Origin of the sequence: Bacillus sp. FSL K6-2819, assembly GCF_038008305.1 — a bacterium.
Classification (GTDB): Bacteria; Bacillota; Bacilli; order Bacillales; family Bacillaceae; genus Bacillus; species Bacillus amyloliquefaciens.
On the sequence record NZ_JBBOYV010000001.1, the window covers coordinates 754955 to 780717 of the forward strand.

Consider the following 25763-nt stretch of genomic DNA (forward strand, 5'->3'; position numbering starts at 1 on the left):
TCATCTAAGCTTGGAGAAGGTATCACTTTTTCTTCAAGCTTTTTTGTTTTTTCGTCTTTCTGAGTAAATAAAGGCTGACGGGAATTTCCCGACAGCCGGCAGAAGTATTTCATCCTTCTGAAGTTAATCAGTATCTTAAACAGATGAAGACGTTTTTAATGAGTTTGAATCATCCGTTGTGCCGGTGATGTGAATCATCATCGAAACCGCGGTGCCTGCATCCGGTGTGCTCTCAATAGTCAATTCACTTCCGCAAAAATGCTTCAGCCGCCGATTGATATTTTTCAGGCCGACACTGCGGTCAACATGGGAAGACAATATATCTTTTTGTATATCCGGCATGATGCCGGTTCCATTATCCTCCACTTTAATTAAATATGTGTTTTCGCTTTGTTTTTTTGCCGTCAGCTTTACCCATCCGCCGCCTCTTTTCTTGCTGATCCCGTGATGAACGGCGTTTTCCACCAATGGCTGTATCATTAAAGGCGGAAGGCTGAAGTCCATGTCCTCATCGATGTCAAAAAGGATTTCCAGCCGCTTGCCGAAGCGTGTTTTTTCGATAGCCAGATACGACGTAATGATAGAAAGTTCGTTTTTGAATGAGCTGATGTCCGAAGTATTTTGAAAATCAAAACTCATTCTTAAATAGTTTGTAAATGCAGCAGTGGTTTCCCGTGCTTTTTCAATATCCAAATGACTAAGCGCGATAATCGTATTTAATACATTGTAAAGAAAGTGAGGCTTGATCTGCGACTGAAGAAATGCCATTTCCAAATTTGTGGCTTGGTGAGCCGTATGCTTCATCAAAATTAAATTTTTAATACGCGCGGTGAATTCAGAGTAATGATAAGGCTTCTGTAAAATATCATTTGCACCGACATGAAAAGCCTTGTATTTGTCATGGCTGATTATGGCTGCCGTAACGATAAGAACCGGCAGCTCGACCATACTGAATCTTTCGCGGATATTTGTGCAGACTTCAAATCCCGTCATGTCGGGCATCATCAAGTCTAATATCACCAAATCAAGCTTCGAGGAAGAGACAGCTTGAAGCGCTTCTTTTCCGCTTTTTACTGCGATTACGTTATAAGGAACACCTTCAAGCATATCAGTTAAAATTTTTAAACTCTCGATGTTATCGTCGACTATCAGAATTGTCGGAGCATCGATTTTTTTTGAGTGATAAGGCGTTCTCAAAGAAATATCCGGCATTTTCTGTCCGGGCTGCGATTTAGGAAGTCCGATCTTTGCTTCCGGTAAAGAATCAATTTGAGCGGCGGGTAATGTAAAATGAAATGCTGAACCTTTCGCCTCTTCCGACTCTGCCCAGATGTCCCCGTTTTGGAGCTTGACGAGCTGTTTCACAATACTTAAACCTAAACCCGTTCCATCCTCGTTATTTCCTCCCGCTTGCTGAAAAGAATCAAAAATGGTTTCAAGATCAGCTTCAGGAATGCCGCTGCCGGTATCGGCCACGGTTATTTGAATCATGCTGTTATTCAGGCTTTCGGCAGAAAGAATAATTTTCCCCTCGGATGTATACTTGATTGCATTTTCAACAAGATTCGTTAAGATTTGCCGAAATCGGTTTTCATCTGCAAGCACAAAGGGGAGATCGTCCGGTACATGATTAAGAATGTCGAGATTTTTATGCTTGGACAAAAGCCGGTAGAAGTTCATCTCACTGCATATTGCGGCATGCACATCAACAGGAACAGGACGAATCTGCAGCAGACCCTGCTTCATTTTTTCCAAATCAAGAATATCATTTACGAGATTGGAAAGTCTGTAGCCCATCCTGATGATCAGCTGCATGTTTTCTTTCTCTTCCTCTATCGTCTTCTTTTTTCTGCCGGCTACAAGCGTCTGGCATATATTAATAATGCTGTTCAGCGGCGTTTTGAATTCGTGTGAAGTTTTGGCGATAAATTCATCTTTCAGCTGGTTCATTTTGACTAATTTACGTGAGAGGACTTCATTGTCCCGGAAAGCCCCGGCGAATTGCTGCGCCATCAGAAGAACCAGTGCCAATAAAGCAATGACTGTCGGCAATGAATAAATCGAATTAAAAGAAACAGCCGTTCTGCCGCTGTAAGCTGAAATTGTCGTAAGAATCACAAAGGCGCTCATTGAAACAGATGCCAGCGTAAGGTACATGCTTCCTTTTATCTTCCGTATGGCAGCAATCGTAAAAATATATGTAATATAAAACAAAGTCGTAACGGCAAGGACCGAATGTAAAATGTAAGAGAGGTGGTCAATAAAACTTACAGACATAAAATCAGTGACCAAGATGATCCCCGAAAAAGCAGTTAAAATGGTTATTGTCGTTTTTGACACAATTTCTCTGTATGCATAAAAGAGATAGAGAAAAACCGCAATGCTGACAAGCACGGAAGAGGTGCTGCGCAACAAATTCAGCAATGAAAATGATATAGACGGAAAGATGAGAAAGATCATTCTTTCTTTTCCGATCATAAGAATAATCGCAGAAAAAAGCAGACACATCACAGAAAAGAACAATAAATGTTTAGCCTTTGTTCTTTGCAGAAAAAAACCGAGAAAATATAAACCGGTAATGAAAAAAGCCGTGATCATAATGGAATCATTAAGAAAGGAAATTTGATTTTCGCGTATAATTTGTTCTTGAGTCCCAAACGTTATCGGTTTTGCGATCCCCCAGCCAGGCACTTTTCCGAAATTCGAAAATTGCAGGACAAGTTCATTATCACCCTTGTGAAGCATGAAAAAGCAAGTATACGGTTTGTTCTGAGCCTCAAAATCAGCTTTCTCTGAAGGGCTGCCGCTCTGTCCGATCAATTGTCCATTAAGATAAAGGCGGTTTGAACTGTAGATAAAAGATGTGCTGATTCCGAAAACCTGATTCTCTTTATTTGAGCGGATTGTCAGTTTGTACGTTCCGTAATCCGTATCGGCTGTTTTTCTGAACAGCTTCACATTGACAGGGACATCAACGAGTACAGGTTTTTTTCCTTTTTCTGAATGAAGATCCCGCGGTGACAGCATTTGATTTGGATACAGAAACCACTTCCCATTCAGCTGGACATTCCCGTCCTTATGAAAATCCCAATTCTTCAGATTGATCACTCCCTGTTCTGCTTTAGGGAGAGTTGTTCCGGAGAAATGATCCATGGCTATAAAAATGATAAAGAAGGCAGCGTAGCCGCAAATAATCGAAATAGAAATGAATTTTTCTTTCACATCATTACTCCTTTATCCCATTCAGGGTCATTCTATTATCCTATTCAATGTATAAATATTGTAATCCTAAACTTCATAAAACAACAAGAGAAAGAAAAAGAATCCAACTATATAGGGCGTTGGGCATGGTATAATTGAAATTATTTTCAGATATCTATATTGACGGGTGGGATGCGTTTTGAAAGCGATAATTGTGGATGACGAGGAATTGGCATTGCTTCATTTTAATCATATGCTTGAGCGGACAAACGCCTTTCAATCTATTTTAATGTTTCAAGATCCGGCGGACGTTCTGGAGTATTCGGGGCTTTCAGCAGCTGATGCGGTGTTTCTTGACATTGAAATGCCCGGGATAAACGGTATTGAGCTTGCTGAATCAATTCAGGCAATTAATGAAAATATTCAAATTATTTTTATCACCGCTTATAATGAATTCGCTATAAAAGCGTTTGAGTTAAATGCTGTTGATTATCTTTTAAAACCGGTTGACAATGCCAGGCTGCTGACAACCGTTGAGCGAATCCGAATGAATAAAAAGCTCAGGACGGCAGACGAAAACACCGGGACGGATTATTTTATACAATGTTTTGGAAACCTGGACTTTTATCAATCGTTAAATGGTGTCAAAACATACATAACAGTCAAGTGGAGAACATCCAAAGCGCGTGAACTGTATGCATTTTTACTTCTTAATCAAGGGCGCACGGTCAGTAAAGACATGCTGATTGAGATGTTTTGGCCTGCTTATGAAGTTTCAAAAGCGAGCACTCAGCTCTACTCGACAATATATCAGATACGGAAATTAATCAGTCAGCTTCCCTTCAGCCAATCCATAGAAAATACCGATATAGGATATATTCTTCGGCTTTCAGGGGTAAAGGTTGATACAGTTGACTGGGAAAATACATTAAAAGAAGCTCCCCCGCTCAGTCAAGCCGCATTAACCCGGCACATGGACATTGTCATGTCATATGAGAACCATTATCTGATGGAGAATGGCTACCTGTGGGCGGAGCCGGAAAAAACACGTCTGGCGCATCTGTGGCTCAGCAAGGCGTACGAACTGATTGATTTTCTCATTCAAGAAAAGAACGAGCATCAAGCAATGGACGTTTGCCTGCAGGTCGAGAAAATAGAGCCCCGTGACGATAAAATTATACAATACAAACTGCAGTTATTTAATCAATTGGGAAAAGTAGAAGAGGCGATAAAAGAATATGAACGCTATAAACAAGTGAAGGACTGGACCGGCTGATGCCGGTCTTTTTTTGTGCGTTATTTCTGAAATGATCCTATGTACAGAATTTGTATAGGTCGATTTCATACAATGTAGTTTGGTTCGGATAAGGAGAATCCCATGCTTACGGGCTTGTTCGAACGTAAGTCTATATAAAAGGGGAGGAATAAGACATTGGGAGTGAGGAACTTTTCGTTCAGCCCGCAAAAAAGCAAAAGGCTGAGAACAGCATTGATCACATGCTTCACGCTGTTTTTCATCTTCAGCCAAGTTGTCAGCTTTACTCCGATCGCAGCCGCTTCCGGATCGCAGCTAAGCGAGAGCGGATTCTTTGATTCAGTCACGGTCAAAGACGGCAAACATCAGACCGTTGACGGATCAAAAGGCAGTGAGCCGGCTTTAGCACCGAAAGATGAAGTGACACTGACATACGAATGGTCTCTGAAAAACAAGGAAGATGCAAGTGACCGAAATATCACCTTAAAGATCCCTGAAAGTTTTACATTAGATAACGATATCGAAGGTGAGCTGAAATCAGCTGATCGGGTGATCGGTATATATAAAGCTGAAGCAAAAAGCAGCACTCTTGAGGTGAAAGTGAACAAGGAAAAGGCGGAGGCCGATGATGTCAAAGGCTCCATTACACTGCCGGCGAAGTTTACACCTGACGTAACAGATAAAACGAAAACGGCAAAAGCTCTTTTTCAACTGGACGCCGGCAAGACCCAGCAGGTGATCATACCTGTGAAGAAAGATGAGACAACGAATTCCGAAACAGAAAAAAACACCTCTTCAAAACCTGCTGAACCTCAGGAAGAAGCAGAGAAAAAGTCAACATCTGCAGACAGCAGGGATAAGAAAGAACAGACAACGAAATCAAGCCCTTCTGCTGAACGCAATCAATCAAAAATGGTGATTTCAAGCAAATCTGCTGTTAAAAGTCTTCAATCAGGCGGAAGCCAGATTACGCAAAATATTTTAACTGATGTGAAATTGACGGATGAAAAAGGAAAACCATTTGACAAAAACAACCGTGCGAATACGAATTCTCCGGCAAATATCACCATTCAATGGGCGATCCCGAATGAGCTGGGGAAAACAATAAACGACGGTGATCGATATGAATTTGACCTGCCTAAAGAATTTATCATGCACAATGACATTACGAACCAGCCATTGACCAACGGCGACATGACGTACGGAACTTTTTCCATTAATACGAGCGGCCATGTCATCATGACGTTTAACGGCGAGGTAAAAGAAGATTTTAATGTCAAAGGGTCATTGTATGTAAACACCCAATTCAATCAGAAAGAAATAAAAGGGTCAACCACACAAAAGATTAAGTTTCCGGTTAACTCTGATACCCCGGAAGTAACGGTTTATTTTAAACCGAATGTCACTAAAACCATTGATAAATCAGGGTCATTGGATAAAGGCATTAACCCCGGAAAGGTAACGTGGACGGTTGATCTTAATAAAAAGGAAGAAGAAGTCAAAAATGCGAAATTGACGGAAAGTCTTCCGGACGGTTTGACCTTCCGCTCTGTGAAAGTGTATGAACTCGATGTGAATATTGACGGCTCGGTGAGTCAAGGAAGTGAGATAACGTCAGGCTATACCGTCGACGACAAAGGAAATGTCACATTCGCCGGGACGATTGATTCAGCCTATCGGCTCATCTATGACACAGTTATTGATGACGATGCAAAGCCTGCTAAAGGCGGAAATATCACGCTGACAAACAAGGCGGCATTCAGCGGGGATAATGCGGAGCCGATTTCTGCGGAAGCCTCCGTAACGGCGGGCTACGGAAAAATGATTGAAAAATCTTCGACCGGTTATAAAGGGGAAACCCAAACGTTCAGCTGGGCTGTTATGTACAATTACGGTGAGAAAAAGATTGATCAATCCAAAGCCGGCATCAAGGATACGTTCGGATCAGACGATCTGCACCTTGTTCCCGGATCTTTGAAAGTCCTTCCGATTACATTCAGCCAAAACGGCAGCGAACAAGAAGGCGCCCCATTAAAAGAAGGCGGGGATTATACGCTGACTGATAACGGGAACGGCTTTGAGATCAAATCAGGAGCATATAAGATCATTTATCAATCTCAAGTCAACGATGGGGTCATTATTGACAGTCCTGTCAAATACACCAACACAGCAGTTACAGATACGGGGGAATCAAAGGAAACTCCGGGGACAGCCATTCAGCAGAATCTGATCAAAAATTATTCAAACGCAGACTATGAGAAGAAGACGGTTGATTGGACAATCACAATCAATAAAAACCGTTACACAATGAAAGACTGGACTCTGGATGATCAATTCACCAGCGGAGGTCTGGCGCTCATTGATGATTCATTTCACATGCAAGATACGACTGAGAACAAAACGCTGAAAGAAGGAACAGATTATACAATAACAAAAAAACCCGGAAATCAAGGCTTTACAATAGCATTGATCGGGGATTACGCAGAAACAAACAGTCAGTTTAAGATCACGTATACGACAAAATTCAACACTGACTTTTCTAATGAAAACATCAAGAATACGGCGGAGTCGACATGGACCGATCAAAATGGCGGCAAACGCACAAATAAGGAATCGAGCGGCTTCACACCGAACAATCAGACTTCCCATAACGGATTCAAAAACGGCTCATACAACGCCGTTTCAAAAGAAATCACATGGAAAGTCGGCATCAATTACAATGGCGAACCTTCAAAGAATCCTTATATAAAAGATACGCTAACAGATGGTCAGCAATTTTTGCACGGGTCGGTTGCCGTCAAAAAGTACACCATCAGTAAAAACGGTTCCATCACTGAAGGAGAGGCGCTGGATCCTTCGAAATACGAAGTGGAAGAACCGTCAGACGGCAACAAAAATACATTAACCGTACATCTTAAAACAGAGGACTCTGTACCATATCTGATTGAATTCAAAACGTCACTGAAAGGTCAGGTCATTAAACAGAATCAATACACAAACAAAGCAGAGTACTATAATGATGACCATGCAGACCGAACGTTGACGGGTTCAGTATCAATCGCAAACGGCGGAAACCTGGTTTCTAAAGGCGGTAAACAGAGCGGGAACTATATCGATTGGAACATCAATGTCAATGCCAGCCAATCGACACTGGATGACGTAAAAGTCAAAGACACCCCAGATGAGAACCAAATAATAGATGAAGATTCTTTTAAAGTATATCAAGCAAAATATGATGAGAACGGCGTTATGAAAGACAGCAGTGGAAACCTTGCTGCGGGTGATGTGCAGCTTGAGAAAGATAAGGACTATAAATTAGATGTTAAAACCGACAATGCCACCGGTGAACAATCATTTGTCCTCACCTTTACAGGCAGCTATAAACAAATAGACCGTGCGTATGTCATACAATATCGTTCTCTCATTAATATTTCCGGCAGCAGCGGTCAGGTCAACAACAAAGTATCAATATCAGGGACAAGTGTTAAGGAGCAGACCCAGGAGAATAACAGCTCAGTGCTTGTCGCCATTTCAAGCGGCGGCGGTTCAGGATCAGGAGAGAAGGGAAGCATGACGATATCCAAAACAGGATCAGACGGTGCATCTCTTCCGGGAGCAGATTTTCAATTATGGTCTAAAGACGGCAAGCAGCTGCTGCGTTCAGGCACAACAGATGAAGCCGGTAAACTTACGTTTGGGAATATCCGTTACGGAACCTACGTACTGAAAGAAATAAAAGCGCCGGACGGCTACACCATCAGCGACGCCTATGTAAACGGGGTCCTTGTAACGGTCGACAGTAAATCCTCCGGGGCGGGTGCTCCCTACAAAGTCATAAATCAAAAAAATAAGGTGACGCTTATCAAAAAAGACGAAAACAACAATCCTTTGGCTGGTGCCGTATTTAAGCTGGAGAAAAAATCAAGCGACGGTACCTATACATTAATAAGAAGTAATATTGAAAGCGATAAAAACGGGAAGGTTGAAATAAACGGTTTGCCAGCGGGGTACTACCGACTGATGGAGACGAAAGCTCCTTCAGGGTTTATCGTGAACACAAAAGCGATTCACTTCTCAGTCGCAAAGAACGAAAAGAATCAAGTGCCTGATGTTGAATTGGGATCAATGGTTAATTATCAAGGAAAAGCCGCTTTAACGAAGGAAGATGCGGAAGGCCGGAAGCTTGAAGGTGCAGTCTTCAAAATCATCGACAAGGAAGGAAAAACGGTTCAGAAAGATCTGGTTTCAGATCAGGACGGCAAAGTAGAGACTTCCGGACTTGCACCCGGACATTACGCCTTCATTGAAACAAAAGCGCCAGCCGGTTATGTGTTAAACACGGAGAAAAAAGAATTTACCATCTCAGAATCGGCAGAAGGAAAGCCGAAGCCGTCTGACGCAGGAACGGCCGTCAACTATAAAGGCTCTGTTCAGCTGACGAAGGAAGATGCGGAAGGCCGGAAACTTGAAGGTGCAGTCTTCCAGATTATCGATCAGGATGGAAAAACAGTTCAAAAAGATCTGGTTTCAGATCAGGACGGAAAAGTAGAAACATCCGGACTTGCACCGGGGCGTTACGCCTTCATCGAAACAAAAGCGCCAGCCGGTTATGTGTTAAATACGGAGAAAGTGGAGTTTACGATCTCAGAATCAGCAGAAGGAAAGCCGAAGCCGTCTGACGCAGGAACGGCCGTCAACTATAAAGGCTCTGTTCAGCTGACGAAGGAAGATGCGGAAGGCCGGAAACTTGAAGGTGCAGTCTTCCAGATTATCGATCAGGATGGAAAAACAGTTCAAAAAGATCTGGTTTCAGATCAGGACGGAAAAGTAGAAACATCCGGACTTGCACCGGGGCACTACGCTTTTATCGAAACAAAAGCGCCAGCCGGTTATGTGTTAAATACGGAGAAAGTGGAGTTTACGATCTCAGAATCGGCGGAAGGAAAGCCGAAGCCGTCTGACGCAGGAACGGCCGTCAACTACAAAGGCTCTGTCCAGCTGGTCAAGAAGGATCAAGACGGAAATGTTTTAGACGGTGCAGTATTCAAAATCACTGACAGTGATGGAAAAACTGTAAGAGACGATCTGATGACAAAAGAAGGCGGCAAGATTGACGCCGACGGTTTGGCACCGGGAAGCTATCAATTTGTTGAAAAACAAGCACCGGATGGTTATCTGCTGTCAACAACACCTGTGCCGTTTACGATTAAGGCTGAGAACAGCGGAAAACCGGATCAGGCTGTCCTGACTGCAGTTAACATCAAGAACAGTGTTGTTCTCACAAAATTCGATCAAGACGACAAACGGAAAGTCCTGAAAGATGCAGAGTTCAAACTGACAGATGCAAACGGCAAAGTGCTGACAGAGGGTCTGACTACAGATCAGCACGGGCGGATTATTGTGCGGGGACTGAAAGCGGGCGAATATCAATTTATCGAAACAAAAGCGCCTGAACTTTACAGTTTGGATCAAACGCCAATATCATTCAAGGTTACAAATACCGACATAAAACCAATCGAAATCAGTGCGAAGAACAAATTAACACCTGGCGATGTAACACTGACAAAAGTGGATCATGACGATAAAAATAAGGTGTTAGAGGGTGCTGAATTCAAGATAACAGATTCCGGCGGACATCCGGTAAACACCGGCGGAACCAGCGAAAAACGGCCGGCGTTATGGAAAACGGATAAAAAGGGACAGTTTACGGTGAAAGGTTTAGCCCCGGGACAGTACCGATTTATCGAAACAAAAGCGCCTGACGGCTATCAGCTGAACGAAAAACCAATTGAATTCACAATTGAAAAAGGACAGTCAAAAGCTGTTGAAGTTGTCGTTTCGAATAAGAAATTAAAAAATCCCGCACTTGGGAAAGACACACCGAATCATCAAACGAAGCAAGGCGGGCATCACCCTGATACCAATGGTAATGCCAATCATCCGGATACAGGCAAAAGCCTGCCGAAAACCGGTGATACGGACGGTATGATGCAGGTGACGGCCGGTATTCTGCTGCTCTTAGCCGGCGGAGCCGCGGCTCTTGTATCAAGAAAGAAGAAGGCAAGAAATAGATAGACGTTACCGCACCTGATCATGTAAGAATCGATCAGGTGCTTTTTTAAAACGAAAGTCATTTCACAACAAGTACCCATCCCGTATTATGTACAAGAAAGGAATTTTCTTCATGTTTAAAAAAACGATCATTGCTGTTCTGATTCTATCCGGGCTGCTTCTTGTCACCTCTCCTCTCATGAAAGGGTGCCTTATCGCTTACCTCAGTAAAAGCCATAGTGAAGCTGAATTGACCGCAGAACAGGCGCGGAAAAACAACATGAAAAAAGCGGATTATGCATTTGATTCAATTCATCCTCCCGGTTTTAGGGAAACCGTTCAGTCGAGTTTTAACCGCAAACCGAAACCGATAATCGGACGGATCACCATCAGCAGCGTCAATTTGGAGCTCCCGATTTTAAAAGGCACAACCAATGAAAACCTGCTGATCGGCGCGGCAACTATGCGGCCGGATCAGAAAATGGGAGAGGGAAACTACCCGTTGGCTGGTCACCATCTGAGGCAGGAGAACCTATTGTTCGGCCCTCTTTTACACATAAAAAAAGGCGCGCAAATCGTAATTACCGATTTTAGAAAAGACTATATTTATTCTGTAACATCAAAAAGCACGATTTCAGAAATAGAAGCAAACATAATTCAGGAGACAAAAGAAAAAGAGATTACTTTAATCACATGTGACAAAGCGGTAAATACCGAAGGACGTCTGGCCGTCAAAGGAAAGTTGATTGATATTGCCGGTCATTCAAATGTATCTCAGCCATCTTAGAGAATCATTCTGTCAACTGGATATACGTCAGTAATTAAACTTCCCGAGACTGGCTTCTGTCAGTCTCTTTTTTGCACAGCGGTTATAAAAAGGTCGTCCTGCTTATCTCTCTTGAGGAAAATGATACCTATCGCACTTTTTTACAGGAATTACAAGAGAAAAAGATCACGAAAATTCATAAAAATGAGAAATAAAGATTTGAAAAGTGGTATCATTTTAGGAGGAAAGGACGGCTGGTGCTGTGTTGGAAGAGAAGCGGTTTTATGTCTCTCTGCAAATGAAAATAGCCGGATTAATCACGGCTTTATTAATACTTGTCATCGGAACGCTCACCGTTATATTTGCTTTTCAGCAATTAAATGAAGGGCAGAAGCAGGCTGAACAGCTGGCGGTGCAAACAGCAAAAACCATTTCTTACATGCCGCCTGTAAAAGAGGCATTCCGGCTTGCGGACGAAGGTGCTTTTACAAAGTTAGACGTCATTGAACAAATGAAAGAACAGGCAGGTGCGCACGCCGTCTACATTACTGATCAAAAAGGGCATGTTGCATTTCATTCGGCCCGCAGCAGCATCCCAAAAGAAAATCAAAATCTGCAAAATAAAACCGTTATGTTCGGCGGATCTCCGGTTTCCGATGGAATGAAAGCCGTCCGGGGAAGCGCGCCGGTTATTCTGGATGAAAAAAATCATAACGAAGTCGTCGGAACGGTGACAGTCGAGTTTTTACAAGATGAGATAGAAAAAGATATGAAAGCGCATCTGCGGCATTTGGGCTATTTTGCATGTTTGGTATTTCTTATCGGTATCGGGGGAGCGGCGGCACTCGCAAAAAGCATCCGTAAAGATACACTCGGCCTTGAACCGCATGAAATTGCAGCGCTGTATCGGGAGCGCAATGCGATGCTCCTTGCGATTAAAGAAGGAATTATCGCCGTAAACAAAGAGGGCGCGATAACGATGATGAATTTATCCGCGGCTGATATGCTGCATCTTCCGGAGCCGATGATCGGAAGGCATATAAAAGAAATCATGCCCGGCGCAAAGCTCATGCCGGTTTTGTCAGGGGGAGAAGTGCCGCCGAATGTTGAGGTGCGTGCCGGAGATAAAGTATTCATCTTAAACGTGAAAGAAATGAGGCAGGCCGGGCAAGTATACGGAGCGGTCATAAGCTTCCGCGAAAAAACGGAGCTCAAAAAGCTGATTAACAAGCTGACCGAAATGAAAAAATACTCGGAGGATCTGCGGGCGCAAACGCATGAATTCTCGAATAAGCTTTACGCGATACTCGGTCTGTTAGAGCTGGGAGAATACGAGGAAGCCATTGAACTGATTAAAGAAGAGTATGCCATCCAAAATGAACAGCATGAAATCCTATTTCAAAACATTCATTCCCAGCGTGTTCAGGCCATACTATTAGGAAAAATGGGAAAAGCCTCTGAGAAAAAAGTGAAGCTCTCGATAGATGAAAACAGCTTTTTAGAGTCGCTGCCGGAGCATGTGGGTTCATCCCAGCTCATTACGATCATCGGAAATCTTATTGATAACGCTTTTGACGCCGTCGCCGAAAAAGAGAAAAAAGAGGTTGCCTTTTTTATGACCGATATCGGCAGGGATATCGTCATAGAAGTGGCGGACTCAGGGGACGGCGTGCCTCAGGAAAAAACAGGAACGATATTTGAAAAGGGATACTCTTCAAAGGGGACAAGGAGAGGATACGGCTTAGCCAATCTGAAGGAAGCCGTCAGTGAATTGCAGGGATGGATAGAGATTTCACAGCAAAAGAGCGGCGGTGCCGTATTTACGGTGTTTATACCGAAAGAAAGGCCAAAGGGGGAATCCGTGTGATTAACATCGCGATTGCAGAGGACGACTTTCGAATAGCGCAAATCCATGAAAAATTTATCGAACATCTGGATGGGTTCAATGTCATCGGCAAAGCAATCAACGCCAAAGACACCTTATCTCTGCTTGAGAAACAGCAGCCTGATCTGCTGCTATTGGATATTTATATGCCGGATGAGCTGGGAACAGATCTGCTCCCGCTCATCCGCCGCCGTTTTCCTTCCGTTGATATCATTATTATTACGGCTTCTGCTGAAACAAGGCTGCTGCAGGAAGCGCTCAGATCAGGCGTTTCCCACTATGTCATAAAACCGGTTTCGGCACGTAAATTTACAGATGTGCTTTTGCAGTACCGTGAAAAAAGAGAATGGCTGCACTCACAGCCGGAGCTGAGCCAATCCGTAATCGACATGTTTTTCGGAAGCAGTCAGAAAGAACAAAAACAGCTCAGTGATCTGCCGACAGGCATTAACTCTATTACCCTTCAAAAAATCAAAAACGCGCTCCGGACTGCCCAAAAAGGGATGACGGCTGAAGAGCTGGGCGAAAAAATGGGCGCCTCCAGAACAACGGCGCGGCGCTACGCCGAGTTTCTCGTTTCTCGGGAAGAAGCGCTCGCTGAATTAGAATACGGCATTATCGGCAGGCCGGAACGAAAATATTATTTAGCACATGAATAAGGGATGGGAGAAATGAAGCGGTTTGGAGTGCTTCTTATTATGCTTGCGGCGCTGGTTTCTTTGGACGGACGGCAGATGGCGGGCATCCGCTCAGCCGGGGGACCGATTGAAATTGTCGTACCCGCAGCGCCTCAAGGGGGCTGGGATGTAACGGCAAAGGCTTTGCAATCAGTAATAGAGCGGAAACATATTTTGGGACGGCCTGTAAAGATCGTCTATAAGCCCGGCGGAGGCGGAGACAGCGGGTGGAAATACGTGAATGAACGAAAAACGGATGTCATCAGTATGAATTCAAGCCTGCTGTTAAGCAATGAAATCTTGGGCCAAAGCCGGCTGAAGGCAGCTGATTTTACGCCCTTGGCCATTATCGCAAAAGAGTGGCAGACTGTCGCTCTTCCGAAAAATTCAAAGATAAAAAGTGGGAAGCAGCTGCTCGGTGCTATTAAAACACATCCGGGCGGCATAAAAATCGGATTTGCGCCAGGTCTTGGAAATGATGACCAGCTCTCCTTTGCGAGAGCCGCGGAAATGGCCGGAATTTCTCCGTTTGATATCCGCTTTTTTCAATACGGGAGCAGCAATGAGGTTATTGAAGCGCTTATCAGTCACGATATAGATGCCGCCTCAATGACCATTTCAGAAGCGAGAGCCGCCTATCAGAAGGGAAAAATCACATTAGCGGCCGTTACTTCTGACAAAAGGCTCTCCGGCTTTAGCGATGTCCCGACCTGGAAAGAGCAAGGGGTGCCGTTTGTCTTTGCGCACTGGAGGGGCATCATGGGGCCGAAAGACATGACCGAAGGCGAGATCGCTTATTGGGATCAGGCTTTGAAACAGATTACCTCATCCGCGGAGTGGAAGCAAATGATGAAAAAACGGGATTGGGAGAGCTTTTATAAAAACAGCAGCGGCGCAAAACGCTTTTTAGAAGAGCAGACTGAGTTTTATAAAGAGATGATGAGCAGCGAAAAATAAGGATTCCGCAGACTTGCGGAATGCTTTTTTATTTATAAATGAACAAAATGATCAAAAAGGTTATAAAAAATTAAAAATCTTTAAAATCCAAAATATTTACTTCATTATGCAATTCTCATAAGATAGCAAAAAGGCAGATAAAGGGGAATCGGGCCTTTAAAATGTAAGCGTATTCATGATAAGGGGGACATATTGTGTTAGCAATCTTAGGCTTTCTTATGATGTTTGTTTTTATGGTGCTGATCATGACAAAACGGCTTTCGGTGTTAACGGCGCTCGTGTTGACGCCGATCGTGTTCGCGCTGATTGCCGGCTTTTCTTTTAACCGGGTCGGCGAGATGATGATCTCCGGTATTGAACAGGTGGCGCCGATTGCAGTCATGATTATGTTTGCGATTCTATATTTCGGCATTATGATTGATACCGGTTTATTTGATCCGATGGTTGCGCGTATTTTAAAGCTGGTCAAAGGCGATCCGCTCAAAATTGTTGTCGGAACAGCAGCGCTGACCATGCTCGTCGCGCTGGACGGTGACGGCTCGACGACGTATATGATTACGACAAGCGCGATGCTGCCTTTGTATATTATGCTCGGAATCCGTCCGATTATTTTAGCGGGAATTGCCGGTGTCGGCATGGGGATCATGAACACGATTCCATGGGGCGGCGCGACGCCGCGTGCGGCAAGCGCGCTCGGTGTGGACCCGGCAGAGCTGACGGGTCCGATGCTTCCTGTCATTGCCAGCGGCATGGTATGTATGATGGTGTCCGCTTATGTGCTCGGAAGAATAGAACGGAAACGGCTCGGGGTGATCGAATTAAAGCAGCCGTCCCATACAAATGAAACTGCTGCGGCAGTGGAAGATGAATGGAAGCGGCCGAAACTGTGGTGGTTCAATTTGCTGTTAACACTTTCTTTAGTGGGGTTTTTAGTATCGGGAAAAGTGAATTTAACCGTGCTGTTCATCATTGCGTTTTGTATCGCGCTGATTGTCAATTATCCGAGGCTTAACGATCAAAGGGAGCGAATTTCAGCCCATTCGAGCAATGTGCTTGCGATCGGTTCGATGATATTTGCAGCAGGCGTGTTTACCGGAATTTTAACGGGGACGAAGATGGTCGATGAAATGGCCATTTCCCTCGTATCGCTTATTCCGGAGCAGATGGGGGGATTTATTCCGGCGATTGTTGCCTTAACGAGCGGTATCTTTACGTTTCTGATGCCCAACGACGCCTATTTTTACGGCGTGCTGCCCATTTTGTCTGAAACTGCCGTGGCATACGGCGTGGATAAGGTGGAAATCGCACGTGCTTCGATTATCGGCCAGCCGATTCATATGTTAAGCCCGCTCGTGCCGTCGACGCATTTATTAGTCGGGCTTGCCGGGGTAACCATTGATGAACACCAGAAATTTGCGATGAAATGGGCGGTTCTTGCCGTTATCGTCATGACGGCCTTTGCGCTCATCATCGGCGCGATCACGATTTTTTAACATAAAACATCCGCTTCGTCGCACACTAAAGGCATCAGAGGAGGTGCCATGATGAGTGATCCGTTTATGCCGCTCTTTTCATTGAAAAGCGGTGTCGGTTTTAAAGCGGCGGACGGTGTTTACGGGCTGACCGTCCAGATTGCGAATGTTTACTTTATCGAAAATCCCTCAGCTCCGGGGGAAATCATTCTGGTTGACGCGGGAATGCCGCAATCAGCGGAGATGATTACAGAAGAAATGAAACGCCGGTTCGGAGATGGGTATCAGCTGAAGGCGGTCATGCTGACGCACGGCCATTTTGACCATGTCGGAGCGATTGAAGAGCTGCTTGAAATGTGGGATGTGCCGGTTTATATTCATGAACAGGAGCTTCCGTACGTGACGGGAAAAGCGGATTATCCGCCTGCCAGGCCCGATGCGAAAAAAGGGCTTGTCGCAAAGCTGTCGCCGCTGTTTCCGCGCCATGCGATCCGCATTCCGTCCGTTCAGACCCTGCCTTCAGACGGCACCGTTCCGTTTCTTGAAGAATGGAAATGGGTGCATACGCCCGGCCATACGCCCGGCCATATTTCTTTTTTCCGGCAAAAAGACCGCGTTCTGCTTGCCGGTGATGCCGTCATCACTGTTGAACAGGAATCGCTTGCGGACGTTGTCATTCAAAAGCAAGAGCTTCACGGCCCGCCGGCGTATTTCACAGCGGATACGCAGACTGCGGCAGCATCCGTCCGGAAACTGGCCGAACTGGAGCCGGAAGCGCTTTTGACGGGTCACGGAATTCCGATGACGGGCAAAAACTACCGTGAGGATTTGCTTACATTGGCTGAAAAACTGCATTCCGTTTTGTAAAACACCTGCGAAAATCACAGGTGTTTTTTCTTTGTACTTTCCAGTATGATACAAAAAAACCATTGTGTTCACTTCTAAAAACGATACAATGGGAAGCAGATGTAAATTGAAGGAGAGAGTTTTTTGAAACATACGGAATTACTCTGGGATGAGGCGAAAGCTTTTATTGATGTCTGCTATCAGGAACTCGGAATGGAATCGGAAACCAATGCGCGTCTTCACGCGATAAAAGATGAGATAGATCGGACGGGAAGTTACGTCCATACGGCGGAAGAGCTTGAACACGGGGCGAAAATGGCGTGGCGCAACAGCAACCGCTGTATCGGACGTCTCTTTTGGCAATCGCTGAACGTCATTGACCGGCGCGGCGTGAGCACGAAAGAAGAGGTGCGCGACGCATTATTTGAACATATCGAAATCGCGACGAACGGCGGAAAAATTAAACCGACGATTACGATTTTTCCCCCTGAGAAGAATGGGGAGAAACAAGTGGAAATCTGGAATCACCAGCTCATCCGCTATGCGGGGTATGAGACAGAACAAGGAAGAATCGGCGATCCGGCATCATATGAGCTGACGGCTGTCTGTGAAAAACTCGGCTGGCGCGGAAAGCGGACCGATTTTGATATTTTGCCGCTGCTTTTCCGAATGAAAGGGGACGAGCAGCCGGTCTGGTATGACCTGCCTCAGACGCTCGTGAAAGAAGTGCCGATCTCCCATCCGGATATCAAAGAGTTTGCCGATATGAATCTCAAATGGTACGGGGTTCCGATTATCGCCGATATGAAGCTTGAAATCGGCGGACTGTCGTACAACGCGGCGCCTTTTAACGGATGGTATATGGGAACGGAAATCGGCGCAAGGAACCTTGCTGATGAAAAACGGTATGACTTGCTCAGAAAAATCGCGTCGGTCATGGGGATTTCCGCCAGCCTGAATACCGATCTGTGGAAAGATCAGGTGCTTGTGGAACTGAATAAGGCAGTGCTCTATTCATATAAAAAACACGGCGTCAGTATCGTGGATCACCATACGGCGGCGAACCAATTTAAGCGCTTTGAAGAGCAGGAACAAGACGCGGGCAGAAAGCTGACGGGAGACTGGACCTGGCTGATCCCGCCGATCTCGCCTGCTTCCACCCACATTTTCCATAAATCATATGACAATACGATTGTGAAGCCGAATTATTTTTACCAGGACAAGCCTTATCAGTAACTGATGGAAAAGGTGCGGTACCCTTTCAGATGGCGTGATTCTTCGACGGTTACGCCTGTGACATTTGAGAAGGGGCTCCCTTTTCTGACCGCTTCGGCAAATTTTTTCAGCGACTCTTCAGGGCCTTCGGCAAGAATTTCAACCCGGCCGTCATCACGGTTTTTTACCCATCCGGCGATCTTATGTCTGTCTGCTTCCATCTGAACGAAGTAGCGAAAACCGACGCCCTGAACCCGGCCGTCTGCAACCATACGATATTGAAGCATGGAAAAACCACCTTTTTCTTACTATGATAAAGGATAAATATGATATTTCGCAAAGGATGTGAACGAGGTGACGCAAGACTATTCTGTCTTATCTATCAATCTCGGAAAGCCCGCCATTCATGAATTTGCCGGCAGACAAATCAATTCCGGCATCGTAAAGCGGCCCGCGGATTCCCCCGTCATGCTGTATAAAACCCATTTTGCAGGGGACGGACAAGCTGATCTGAAGCATCACGGCGGCCCGGATAAAGCGGTGTGCGTGTATCCCGCCGAGCATTATTCATATTGGGAAACAACGCTTGAGAGAAAACTTCCCGCCGCCGCGTTCGGAGAAAATGTAACGGTCAAAGGGCTGGCCGAGCAAGACGTGTGGATCGGAGACGTGTTTCAGCTGGGGGAAGCCGTCGTCCAAGTGAGCCAGCCGCGCCAGCCCTGCGTCAAACTCGCGCTCAAATATGACATCAAGGATATGGTGCTCCGTGTACAGCAGACCGGCTTTACCGGCTTTTATTTCAGGGTGCTTGAAGAGGGATATGTCGATCCGCGTCCGGTCCTCAAGCGTCTGTCGAGAGGCAAAGAAAGCATTTCCGTCTGGTATGCGAATGAAGTGAAATACCGCGATTCCGGCAATCTGGCGGCGATCGAAGAAGTACTGCGGGAAGAAGCGCTGTCAGAAAGCTGGAGGGACTCCTTCCTTAAAAAAAGAGACAGACTGATGAATGTATAGAAAAAAAGCCGTGCTGACTGACAGCACGGCTGATTTACGTTATGCTTGTTTCTTTGTTTCGAGCAGATTGGCAAGGAAATACTTTTTGAAGCTTTGAAGCTTTCTTCCTTCATAGTGGGTAATTCCTTTTTTCTTTAACTCTTCTACATACCAGCCTTTACTGCCATAATGCATGTCAGAAAACTCCTTTCTCCGTTCTCCCGCTTAGGAGAGTTTCTTCAGTTTTTGCCAAACTTTTGGCATTGTAACATCTATAAAAAGACGCTGAAAAGGGGGTAAGCAAAAACTGAGCCTTTCGATTCAGAGATGTAAAGCTTTCTTACATATATATGTAAAGGGCGGTCTTTTCATGCTTAATGGCCGGTCAATTTTAACAGCACCGTGCCGAGCGTCATGATTCCGAATACGACGCCGAAATAAATCAGCAGCCCCTTCTTTTTCTTCACCCCGTAAACGGTGAGAATGATGCTTTCAATAAAGAAAATAAACCCGAAGATAATAAACCACATGTTGAAAAATGGCTCCTTTCACAGACATATCTCCAGTGTAGCACATCTCTTATAACGGAACATAAAAAGCCGGGCACTGTATCAGTGTCCGGCAAGTTTGACAAGCAGCTGGGCCAAATGCTGTTTTTCATTGTCATCCGCAATGTCCCACAGCTCTTGTAAGAGTTTTTCTTCCGCATTGCGGGGCTCCTCGTGCTTGGCGAGATAGTCCCCGAGGATGGCGGCGCTTTTGATGATTTTGCTGTCATCCAGGCCTAGTTTTTTTCCGGCGGAAATTTTCTGGTGAAGGTACGCCTTAAATTCCTCGAAATCCTCTAAAATCTGCTGCTTCGTTACGCCGTGCATGGCGTGTATTTCGTTTTCGATTTTGATTTGTTCTTTATCTTTTTTCATGCGTCTCCCTCCTTCGGGTTAGTTGTTGTATACCTGTTTGGGAGGGAAATGAAACATTACAATGCCGTTAAAATAATCGGTTTGTCTTTTGTGATGACGATGGTATGCTCCACTTGGGCGACAAGGCTTTTATCCGGCGTTTTAAACGTCCAGCCGTCTCCCGCTTCAACAATCGTTTCGGCCTTCGTGGAAATAAACGGCTCAAGCGCGATCACGGTTCCGTTTTTAAAAAGCGCGTTATCAAACGGATCGTAGTAATTCATGATGTGGTTCGGCGCTTCGTGGAGGTTTCTGCCGATTCCGTGGCCCGTCAGCGTTTTAATGACGGTAAAGCCGTTAGAGCGGGCTTCATGGTAGACGGCTCTGCCGATCTGGTTCTGGCGCTTGCCGGCTTTCGCCTGTTCAAGCCCTTTTTCAAATGCAGAAGCTGCGCAATTACAGAGCTTTTGCAGGAGTTCGTCACCTTCGCCAAGCACAAATGAAATACCCGTATCAGAGTAAAAACCGCCGAACTCCGCCGAAATATCGATATTTACAAGATCCCCCGCTTTTAGGATTTTAGAGGCGCTCGGAATGCCGTGAGCGACTTCGTCATTTACGCTGATGCACGTCACGCCCGGGAAATCATATTCCTTCTCCGGAGCGGAAGCGGCTCCGTATTCGTCAAGCACCGCCTTTCCGATCAGGTCAAGATCTTTCGTGCTCATGCCGGGCTCGGCTTTTTTCTTCATTTCTTCCCGTGCCAGCGCGACAATTCTGCCGATTTTTTTTAGGCCTTCTAATTCTTGATCGTTTGTTACAATCATTGTCATTCCCGCTTTCTATTTTTATTCATCTTATTCAAGCTTACCACAACTGGTTTATAAATAGAAAACCAACAAGCCGTGTCTGAATAAATGAAGGAAAATTGGTATAGATCACTAGATAACTTATGTGTTATATTTAAGAAAAAAGAAGGGGGATGGGTAAAATGCTTCAATTTTTGCAAAAACTCGGAAAATCTTTTATGCTTCCGATTGCCGTTCTGCCCGCCGTGGGTATTATTTTGGCCATCGGCAGGGAGGACTTATTAAATATTCCGTTCATTTACGCGGCGGGGACAGCGGTATTTGATCATCTGCCGCTGATTTTCGCGATCGGGATCGCGATCGGGATTTCGAAAGACAGCAACGGGGCCGCCGCTCTGTCGGGAGCAATTTCCTATATAATGCTTGAGGCGGCTGTAAAATCAATCAATTCGACAAATAATATGGCCGTTTTCGGGGGGATTATCGCGGGGTTAATTGCGGGTTACACGTATAACCGCTTTAAGGATACGAAGCTGCCGGAATATCTCGGATTTTTCAGCGGACGCAGGCTTGTGCCGATTGTAACGGCGCTGATCACCATTATTTTGGCCGGGATTTTCGGCTTTGTGTGGCCGCCGATTCAGTCAGTGATTACATCATTCGGAGAATGGATGATCGGGCTTGGCGGTATCGGCGCCGGGATTTACGGGATTTTTAACCGTCTTTTGATTCCGTTCGGTCTGCATCATGTGCTGAATAATATTTTTTGGTTCCAGTTTGGTGAATTTCACGGAAAAACGGGAGATCTGGCCCGCTTCTTTGCAAAAGATCCGACGGCCGGGACTTATATGACGGGATTCTTCCCGATTATGATGTTCGGGCTTCCGGCCGCATGTCTGGCAATGATTGCTGCGGCTAAGCCAAGTAAGCGCAAAGCGACGGCCGGGATGATGATCGGACTCGCGCTGACGGCATTTATTACCGGAATTACAGAGCCGATTGAATTTGCATTTATGTTTTTATCACCGCTTCTGTACGGGGTCCATGCTTTATTAACCGGATTCTCTTTATTTATCGTCAATATTCTCGGAATCAGGTCAGGTTTTTCGTTCTCAGCGGGGGCGATAGATTATCTCCTCAGCTACGGCATTGCCGAAAAACCGCTTTTGCTGCTCGTTGTCGGGATTTGTTATGCGGTGCTCTATTTTGTCGTCTTCTACGTACTGATCAAAACGTTAAACTTGAAAACGCCGGGACGGGAAGATGATGAGGAAGAGGAAGTGCTTAGTGAAGATACGGCCGGTTCCGTTGAAGAACATGCCATGCTCAAGGGGCTCGGCGGCAGACAAAACCTCGAAACGATTGACCACTGTGCGACCCGCCTCAGACTGACCGTACATGATACGTCTCTCATTAATGAGGCGGCACTTAAAAAAGCGGGAGCAAAAGGGGTTATCAAAACGGGGAATAAAACGGCGCAGGTCATTATCGGCCCGAACGTCGAATTTGTCGCGGAGGAGCTGAGAGAGGCCGTCCGCCGTGACGATCAGAAGTAGACTTGAAAAATCCGGATCATATATGCGATCCGGATTTTTTGCATATCTATCAAGTTTCACATAATGTACAAAAAACAACGTTTCCTCCTGTGTTAAGATTCATGTAGAACAAGTATGGAGATGATGTAAGGTGACGTGGATTGCAGTTGTTTCAATTGTTGTCATAAGCCTGATTAAGATTGTACTGACATGCCTTCCTACCGGAGCGGTGGAATGGATTCTCCGCAAATTTGAAACCCATTCAAAGCTCAGTGACGAGTCCGCTGCCGTATCCCTCGGCGGAAAACGTCTGGAAGGCGAAGACAAACGCCGGGTGATTGATGACTTTAACGAAGCTGTGTTTATAGAACGGCATTATATATACCCGGGTGATGAAGAGCGTTATCTTCATCCGCAAAACGGAGCCGATCCGCTTGTCATTAAGACGAGAAAAGGAAAAAAAGATGTGACGGTGTTTGTATACAGCTACGAAGATCATGTAGATGTCGTCAAACAGCAGAAAAAGAAAGTCGTCGCTTATTCGGTTCTTTCCGACAGCCTGCAAAAGCGCTCAATGGCCGCAGCCGGAAGTTGAACATAAAAAAGCCAGATCATAATATGATCTGGCTTTTGTTTATTCTTTTTGATCATCTGATGAAGAATCTTCACGCTTCGTATAATCGAATTGTGACGGGTCCACTTTCTTGAAGCCTTTCGGCTGATAGAAACGAAGCAGATCGCCGTTGATGATCTTATCAGACATTTCAAGCTCGGTTTTGACGAGAGAGTCTTCTTTTTTATCGACTTCTGAATCATCTAAAAGTCTTCCGGTTTTCGTATCGTAATACTTGCCGGCGACTTTCGTATAGTTCGGTGAGATGAAGTCGCCGTTACGGAACGGAATCACTTCTCTGTGCTCTTTCGATAAGATATCAGAACCTGACATGAGATAATCTTTCGTATCGACGCCGAGCAGATGAAGAACGGTCGGCGCGACATCGACATCGCCGGCAAATTTATGATTACGGCCGCCTTTCACGCCTGGAGCGTGGATAAAGAGCGGAACCCGCTGAAGCTGAGCATTGTCGTAATCAGTGATCTCATCTTTGCCGAGCACTTTCGCCATCGCTTTATTATGGTTTTCAGAGATGCCGTAGTGGTCTCCGTACATCACGATAATCGACTTATCGTACAGACCGTCTTTTTTCAGATCATTAAAGAACTGTTCAATTGATTCATCCAGATAGTTCGCGGACTGGAAGTAGTTATTGACGACTGAATCGCCAAAGTCTCCTGCCGGGAAGTCTGTGTCCTCTTTATCCATTCCGAACGGGAAGTGGTTGGACAGCGTAATGAACTTCGTATAGAACGGCTGCGGCAGGCTCTTTAAGAGCGGCATGGATTCTTTGAAATACGGTTTGTCTTTCATGCCGTAGTTTTTCGTATTCTCTTCGCTCATGTCATAATAAGCGGAATCGAAGAACTTATCGATGCCTTCCGCTTTGTACATTTCGTTACGGTTCCAGAAAGTCTGCGTATTACCGTGGAAAGCGGCAGACGTATAGTTTTTGCCTTTTAAGATCGCAGGAACGGACTGAAGCGTGTTTTGCGCTTTATTGACGAAAACCGAACCTTGCGACAGCGGGTACAGAGAGTTTTCCATCATAAATTCCGCATCTGATGTTTTACCTTGTCCCGTTTGGTGGAAAAAGTTATCAAAGTAGAATGTTTGATTGTCATGCGCCAGTTTGTTTAAGAACGGCGTCACTTCCTTGCCGTTAATTTTGTAATCAATGATAAAGGACTGCAGAGACTCTAATGAGACGTAGATGACGTTTTTCCCTTCGGCTTTTCCGAAATAGACGTTGTTCGGCACGTCATAGTTGGCCTTCATGTAGTTTTCCACATCCGTTACATCGCTTGAATCGGCAAGCGCGCGCTGGCTGTTTGACTTCACATTCTGCACGGCATCGTAAATCGTGAAGTTGTACGTGCCCAAATATTTCACCAGATAGTTTCGGTCAAATGAGCGTGTCAAAAGCTCAGGTCGGTCGGATTCCGCGACGGCCAGGTTGATCAGGAACACAAGCACGGCGGAAGCCAAAACGATTCTGAATGATTTCTTCGCCGGTTTTTCAGCCGGTTTTTTCATCTTAAGGGCCAAAATAATCAAAATGACGGTATCCAGGAAGTAGAAGGCGTCTGTCCATCTCATTAATGAAAACGCGCTGTCTCCGAGCTGGCCGCCGTTTGTTTTTGCCTGCATCATGACCGGGATGGTAATGAAATCATTAAAGAATCTATAATAGACGATGTTTGCATAAAGCAAAAAAGACAATAAAAAATGAATCACAATAATGGCTGTCTGCTGTAATTTTTTCTTGAAAAGAAGTCCAAATCCAAGAAAGAACAAGCTGGAGCTCAGCGGATTCACAAAAAGCAATATTTTCTGGATCGTGTTGTCTATGCCGAGGTTAAAGTTTAAAATATAAGCAGCATATGTTTTCACCCACAATAACACGACCGCTATCAAGAAGAAGGCAAGTCCTCTTTCTTTTATAAATGTTTTCATTGTTACACTCCTTTTTTCCGATCACGGTTTACACGGAACGATAGAAAAAACGAACGTAATCAATATACCATGAAACCAGCAAATAGAAAAGGTGGAAAAGGCTCATCGGAAAAAGGGCGAAAAACGCTGTCGCAAAGGCAGTTTATCTGTTGAATGACAGCTTTAAAAATAAAGATGGGATAAACTGGGACCATCATTTCCGTGTGATATGACCCGGTTCAATCGAAAAAAAGAGGTGACAAATGATGGATATTGCCCATATCGTGGCTGAAGATAAAATCAAGCGCGCCATTAAGGATGGAGAATTCGCCGGCATCAAAGGAATGGGAAAGCCCCTGCCGAAAGACGATGCTGCACATCTTCCGGAGTCGCTCAGAATGGGCTACCGAATCTTGAAAAATGCCGGGATCGCCGAGGATGAGGGCGCGCTGAAGAAAGAGCTGATGACACTCGATTACTTGATCGCCAAGTGCCGCAATGAAACGGAGCTGGATCACCTGCGGAACAAACGGACGGAAAAACAAGTCAGGCTCGACAAGCTGACGGAGGAGAAAGCCATGTTCTCAAAACCCGCATCTTCTCATTATAAGGAGAAAGTGTACAGATGGCTGAACCGCCCGTAAGCCG

Annotated in this window: 20 protein-coding genes and 1 pseudogene; 13 read left to right on the top strand and 8 right to left on the bottom strand. The window is 45.2% G+C overall.

Annotated elements, in window-relative coordinates; all coding sequences use genetic code 11:
• Positions 1–135: 135 nt before the first annotated feature.
• Positions 136–1212, bottom strand: a complete 1077-nt coding sequence (locus tag MHH91_RS03955; protein WP_227014232.1) for a response regulator — start codon at positions 1210–1212, stop codon at positions 136–138.
• A gap of 72 nt (positions 1213–1284) precedes the next feature.
• A pseudogene (locus MHH91_RS03960) lies at positions 1285–3153 on the bottom strand (ATP-binding protein); the annotation flags it as partial.
• A 247-nt stretch (positions 3154–3400) separates the two neighbouring features.
• Between MHH91_RS03960 and MHH91_RS03965 the strand changes: the two are divergent.
• From MHH91_RS03965 to nosA, 9 genes are all read left to right on the top strand, one after another.
• Positions 3401–4477: a response regulator gene (locus tag MHH91_RS03965; protein ID WP_013351354.1), complete on the top strand. Its 1077-nt coding sequence runs from the start codon at positions 3401–3403 to the stop codon at positions 4475–4477.
• Between the two features lie 156 nt (positions 4478–4633).
• Positions 4634–10531, top strand: a complete 5898-nt coding sequence (locus MHH91_RS03970; protein WP_014471562.1) for a SpaA isopeptide-forming pilin-related protein — start codon at positions 4634–4636, stop codon at positions 10529–10531.
• Between the two features lie 109 nt (positions 10532–10640).
• Positions 10641–11294 (top strand): class A sortase, encoded by a 654-nt coding sequence (locus MHH91_RS03975; RefSeq protein ID WP_013351356.1) that lies wholly within the window; start codon positions 10641–10643, stop codon positions 11292–11294.
• A gap of 241 nt (positions 11295–11535) precedes the next feature.
• The gene (locus tag MHH91_RS03980) at positions 11536–13140 is read left to right on the top strand and encodes a sensor histidine kinase (protein ID WP_014472485.1); all 1605 of its coding nucleotides are present in this window, start codon (positions 11536–11538) and stop codon (positions 13138–13140) included.
• Entirely contained in the window at positions 13137–13817 is a 681-nt protein-coding gene (locus MHH91_RS03985) for a response regulator (RefSeq protein ID WP_014469885.1), read from the top strand. Before MHH91_RS03980 ends, MHH91_RS03985 begins: the two co-directional genes overlap by 4 nt.
• Before the next feature lie 12 nt (positions 13818–13829).
• Positions 13830–14792: a tripartite tricarboxylate transporter substrate binding protein gene (locus MHH91_RS03990; RefSeq protein ID WP_013351359.1), complete on the top strand. Its 963-nt coding sequence runs from the start codon at positions 13830–13832 to the stop codon at positions 14790–14792.
• 194 nt (positions 14793–14986) lie between these two features.
• The gene (locus MHH91_RS03995; protein ID WP_013351360.1) at positions 14987–16285 is read left to right on the top strand and encodes a citrate:proton symporter; all 1299 of its coding nucleotides are present in this window, start codon (positions 14987–14989) and stop codon (positions 16283–16285) included.
• A gap of 51 nt (positions 16286–16336) precedes the next feature.
• Entirely contained in the window at positions 16337–17131 is a 795-nt protein-coding gene (locus MHH91_RS04000) for an MBL fold metallo-hydrolase (protein ID WP_014469887.1), read from the top strand.
• Positions 17132–17254: 123 nt separating this feature from the next.
• Entirely contained in the window at positions 17255–18346 is a 1092-nt protein-coding gene (nosA, locus tag MHH91_RS04005) for a nitric oxide synthase (protein ID WP_013351362.1), read from the top strand.
• Here the strand turns inward: nosA and MHH91_RS04010 are convergent.
• The gene (locus tag MHH91_RS04010) at positions 18340–18612 is read right to left on the bottom strand and encodes an acylphosphatase (RefSeq protein WP_013351363.1); all 273 of its coding nucleotides are present in this window, start codon (positions 18610–18612) and stop codon (positions 18340–18342) included. The two genes, nosA and MHH91_RS04010, sit on opposite strands and share 7 nt — an antisense overlap.
• A gap of 67 nt (positions 18613–18679) precedes the next feature.
• Between MHH91_RS04010 and MHH91_RS04015 the strand changes: the two genes are divergently transcribed.
• On the top strand, positions 18680–19339 hold the full coding sequence (locus MHH91_RS04015) for an MOSC domain-containing protein (RefSeq protein WP_014469888.1): 660 nt from the start codon (positions 18680–18682) through the stop codon (positions 19337–19339).
• 39 nt (positions 19340–19378) lie between these two features.
• On the opposite strand, the gene MHH91_RS04020 is transcribed toward MHH91_RS04015, so the two are convergent.
• The 4 genes from MHH91_RS04020 to map all read right to left on the bottom strand — a co-directional run bounded on the left by MHH91_RS04020 (position 19379) and on the right by map (position 21047).
• Entirely contained in the window at positions 19379–19513 is a 135-nt protein-coding gene (locus tag MHH91_RS04020; RefSeq protein WP_003155609.1) for a YflJ family protein, read from the bottom strand.
• Between the two features lie 179 nt (positions 19514–19692).
• Positions 19693–19848, bottom strand: coding sequence for a hypothetical protein (locus MHH91_RS04025; protein ID WP_013351365.1), 156 nt, complete (start codon positions 19846–19848; stop codon positions 19693–19695).
• A gap of 81 nt (positions 19849–19929) precedes the next feature.
• Positions 19930–20241: a DUF3243 domain-containing protein gene (locus MHH91_RS04030; RefSeq protein ID WP_013351366.1), complete on the bottom strand. Its 312-nt coding sequence runs from the start codon at positions 20239–20241 to the stop codon at positions 19930–19932.
• Positions 20242–20297: 56 nt separating this feature from the next.
• Entirely contained in the window at positions 20298–21047 is a 750-nt protein-coding gene (map, locus tag MHH91_RS04035; protein WP_013351367.1) for a type I methionyl aminopeptidase, read from the bottom strand.
• A 164-nt stretch (positions 21048–21211) separates the two neighbouring features.
• On the opposite strand from map, the gene nagE reads away from it, so the two are divergent.
• Both nagE and MHH91_RS04045 read left to right on the top strand, forming a co-directional pair.
• Positions 21212–22585, top strand: coding sequence for an N-acetylglucosamine-specific PTS transporter subunit IIBC (gene nagE, locus MHH91_RS04040; RefSeq protein ID WP_014469889.1), 1374 nt, complete (start codon positions 21212–21214; stop codon positions 22583–22585).
• Between the two features lie 130 nt (positions 22586–22715).
• Positions 22716–23159: a YfmQ family protein gene (locus tag MHH91_RS04045; protein WP_013351369.1), complete on the top strand. Its 444-nt coding sequence runs from the start codon at positions 22716–22718 to the stop codon at positions 23157–23159.
• Between the two features lie 39 nt (positions 23160–23198).
• Here the strand turns inward: MHH91_RS04045 and MHH91_RS04050 are convergent, their stop codons facing one another.
• Positions 23199–25136, bottom strand: coding sequence for an LTA synthase family protein (locus MHH91_RS04050; protein WP_013351370.1), 1938 nt, complete (start codon positions 25134–25136; stop codon positions 23199–23201).
• A gap of 245 nt (positions 25137–25381) precedes the next feature.
• Between MHH91_RS04050 and MHH91_RS04055 the strand changes: the two genes are divergently transcribed.
• Positions 25382–25759, top strand: coding sequence for a DnaJ family domain-containing protein (locus MHH91_RS04055; protein ID WP_013351371.1), 378 nt, complete (start codon positions 25382–25384; stop codon positions 25757–25759).
• Positions 25760–25763: the final 4 nt, after the last annotated feature.

What these genes read in the sequence shown, in the direction of transcription:
- MHH91_RS04055 (WP_013351371.1), top strand. Translation starts at nt 25,382, where the DNA reads ATGGATATTGCCCATATCGTGGCTGAAGATAAAATCAAGCGCGCCATT.
- MHH91_RS03975 (WP_013351356.1), top strand. Translation starts at nt 10,641, where the DNA reads ATGTTTAAAAAAACGATCATTGCTGTTCTGATTCTATCCGGGCTGCTT.
- MHH91_RS04050 (WP_013351370.1), bottom strand. Translation starts at nt 25,136, where the DNA reads ATGAAAACATTTATAAAAGAAAGAGGACTTGCCTTCTTCTTGATAGCG.
- MHH91_RS04000 (WP_014469887.1), top strand. Translation starts at nt 16,337, where the DNA reads ATGAGTGATCCGTTTATGCCGCTCTTTTCATTGAAAAGCGGTGTCGGT.
- MHH91_RS04025 (WP_013351365.1), bottom strand. Translation starts at nt 19,848, where the DNA reads ATGTGGTTTATTATCTTCGGGTTTATTTTCTTTATTGAAAGCATCATT.
- MHH91_RS03990 (WP_013351359.1), top strand. Translation starts at nt 13,830, where the DNA reads ATGAAGCGGTTTGGAGTGCTTCTTATTATGCTTGCGGCGCTGGTTTCT.
- MHH91_RS04020 (WP_003155609.1), bottom strand. Translation starts at nt 19,513, where the DNA reads ATGCATTATGGCAGTAAAGGCTGGTATGTAGAAGAGTTAAAGAAAAAA.
- map (WP_013351367.1), bottom strand. Translation starts at nt 21,047, where the DNA reads ATGATTGTAACAAACGATCAAGAATTAGAAGGCCTAAAAAAAATCGGC.
- MHH91_RS04010 (WP_013351363.1), bottom strand. Translation starts at nt 18,612, where the DNA reads ATGCTTCAATATCGTATGGTTGCAGACGGCCGGGTTCAGGGCGTCGGT.
- nagE (WP_014469889.1), top strand. Translation starts at nt 21,212, where the DNA reads ATGCTTCAATTTTTGCAAAAACTCGGAAAATCTTTTATGCTTCCGATT.
- MHH91_RS03955 (WP_227014232.1), bottom strand. Translation starts at nt 1,212, where the DNA reads ATGCCGGATATTTCTTTGAGAACGCCTTATCACTCAAAAAAAATCGAT.
- MHH91_RS04030 (WP_013351366.1), bottom strand. Translation starts at nt 20,241, where the DNA reads ATGAAAAAAGATAAAGAACAAATCAAAATCGAAAACGAAATACACGCC.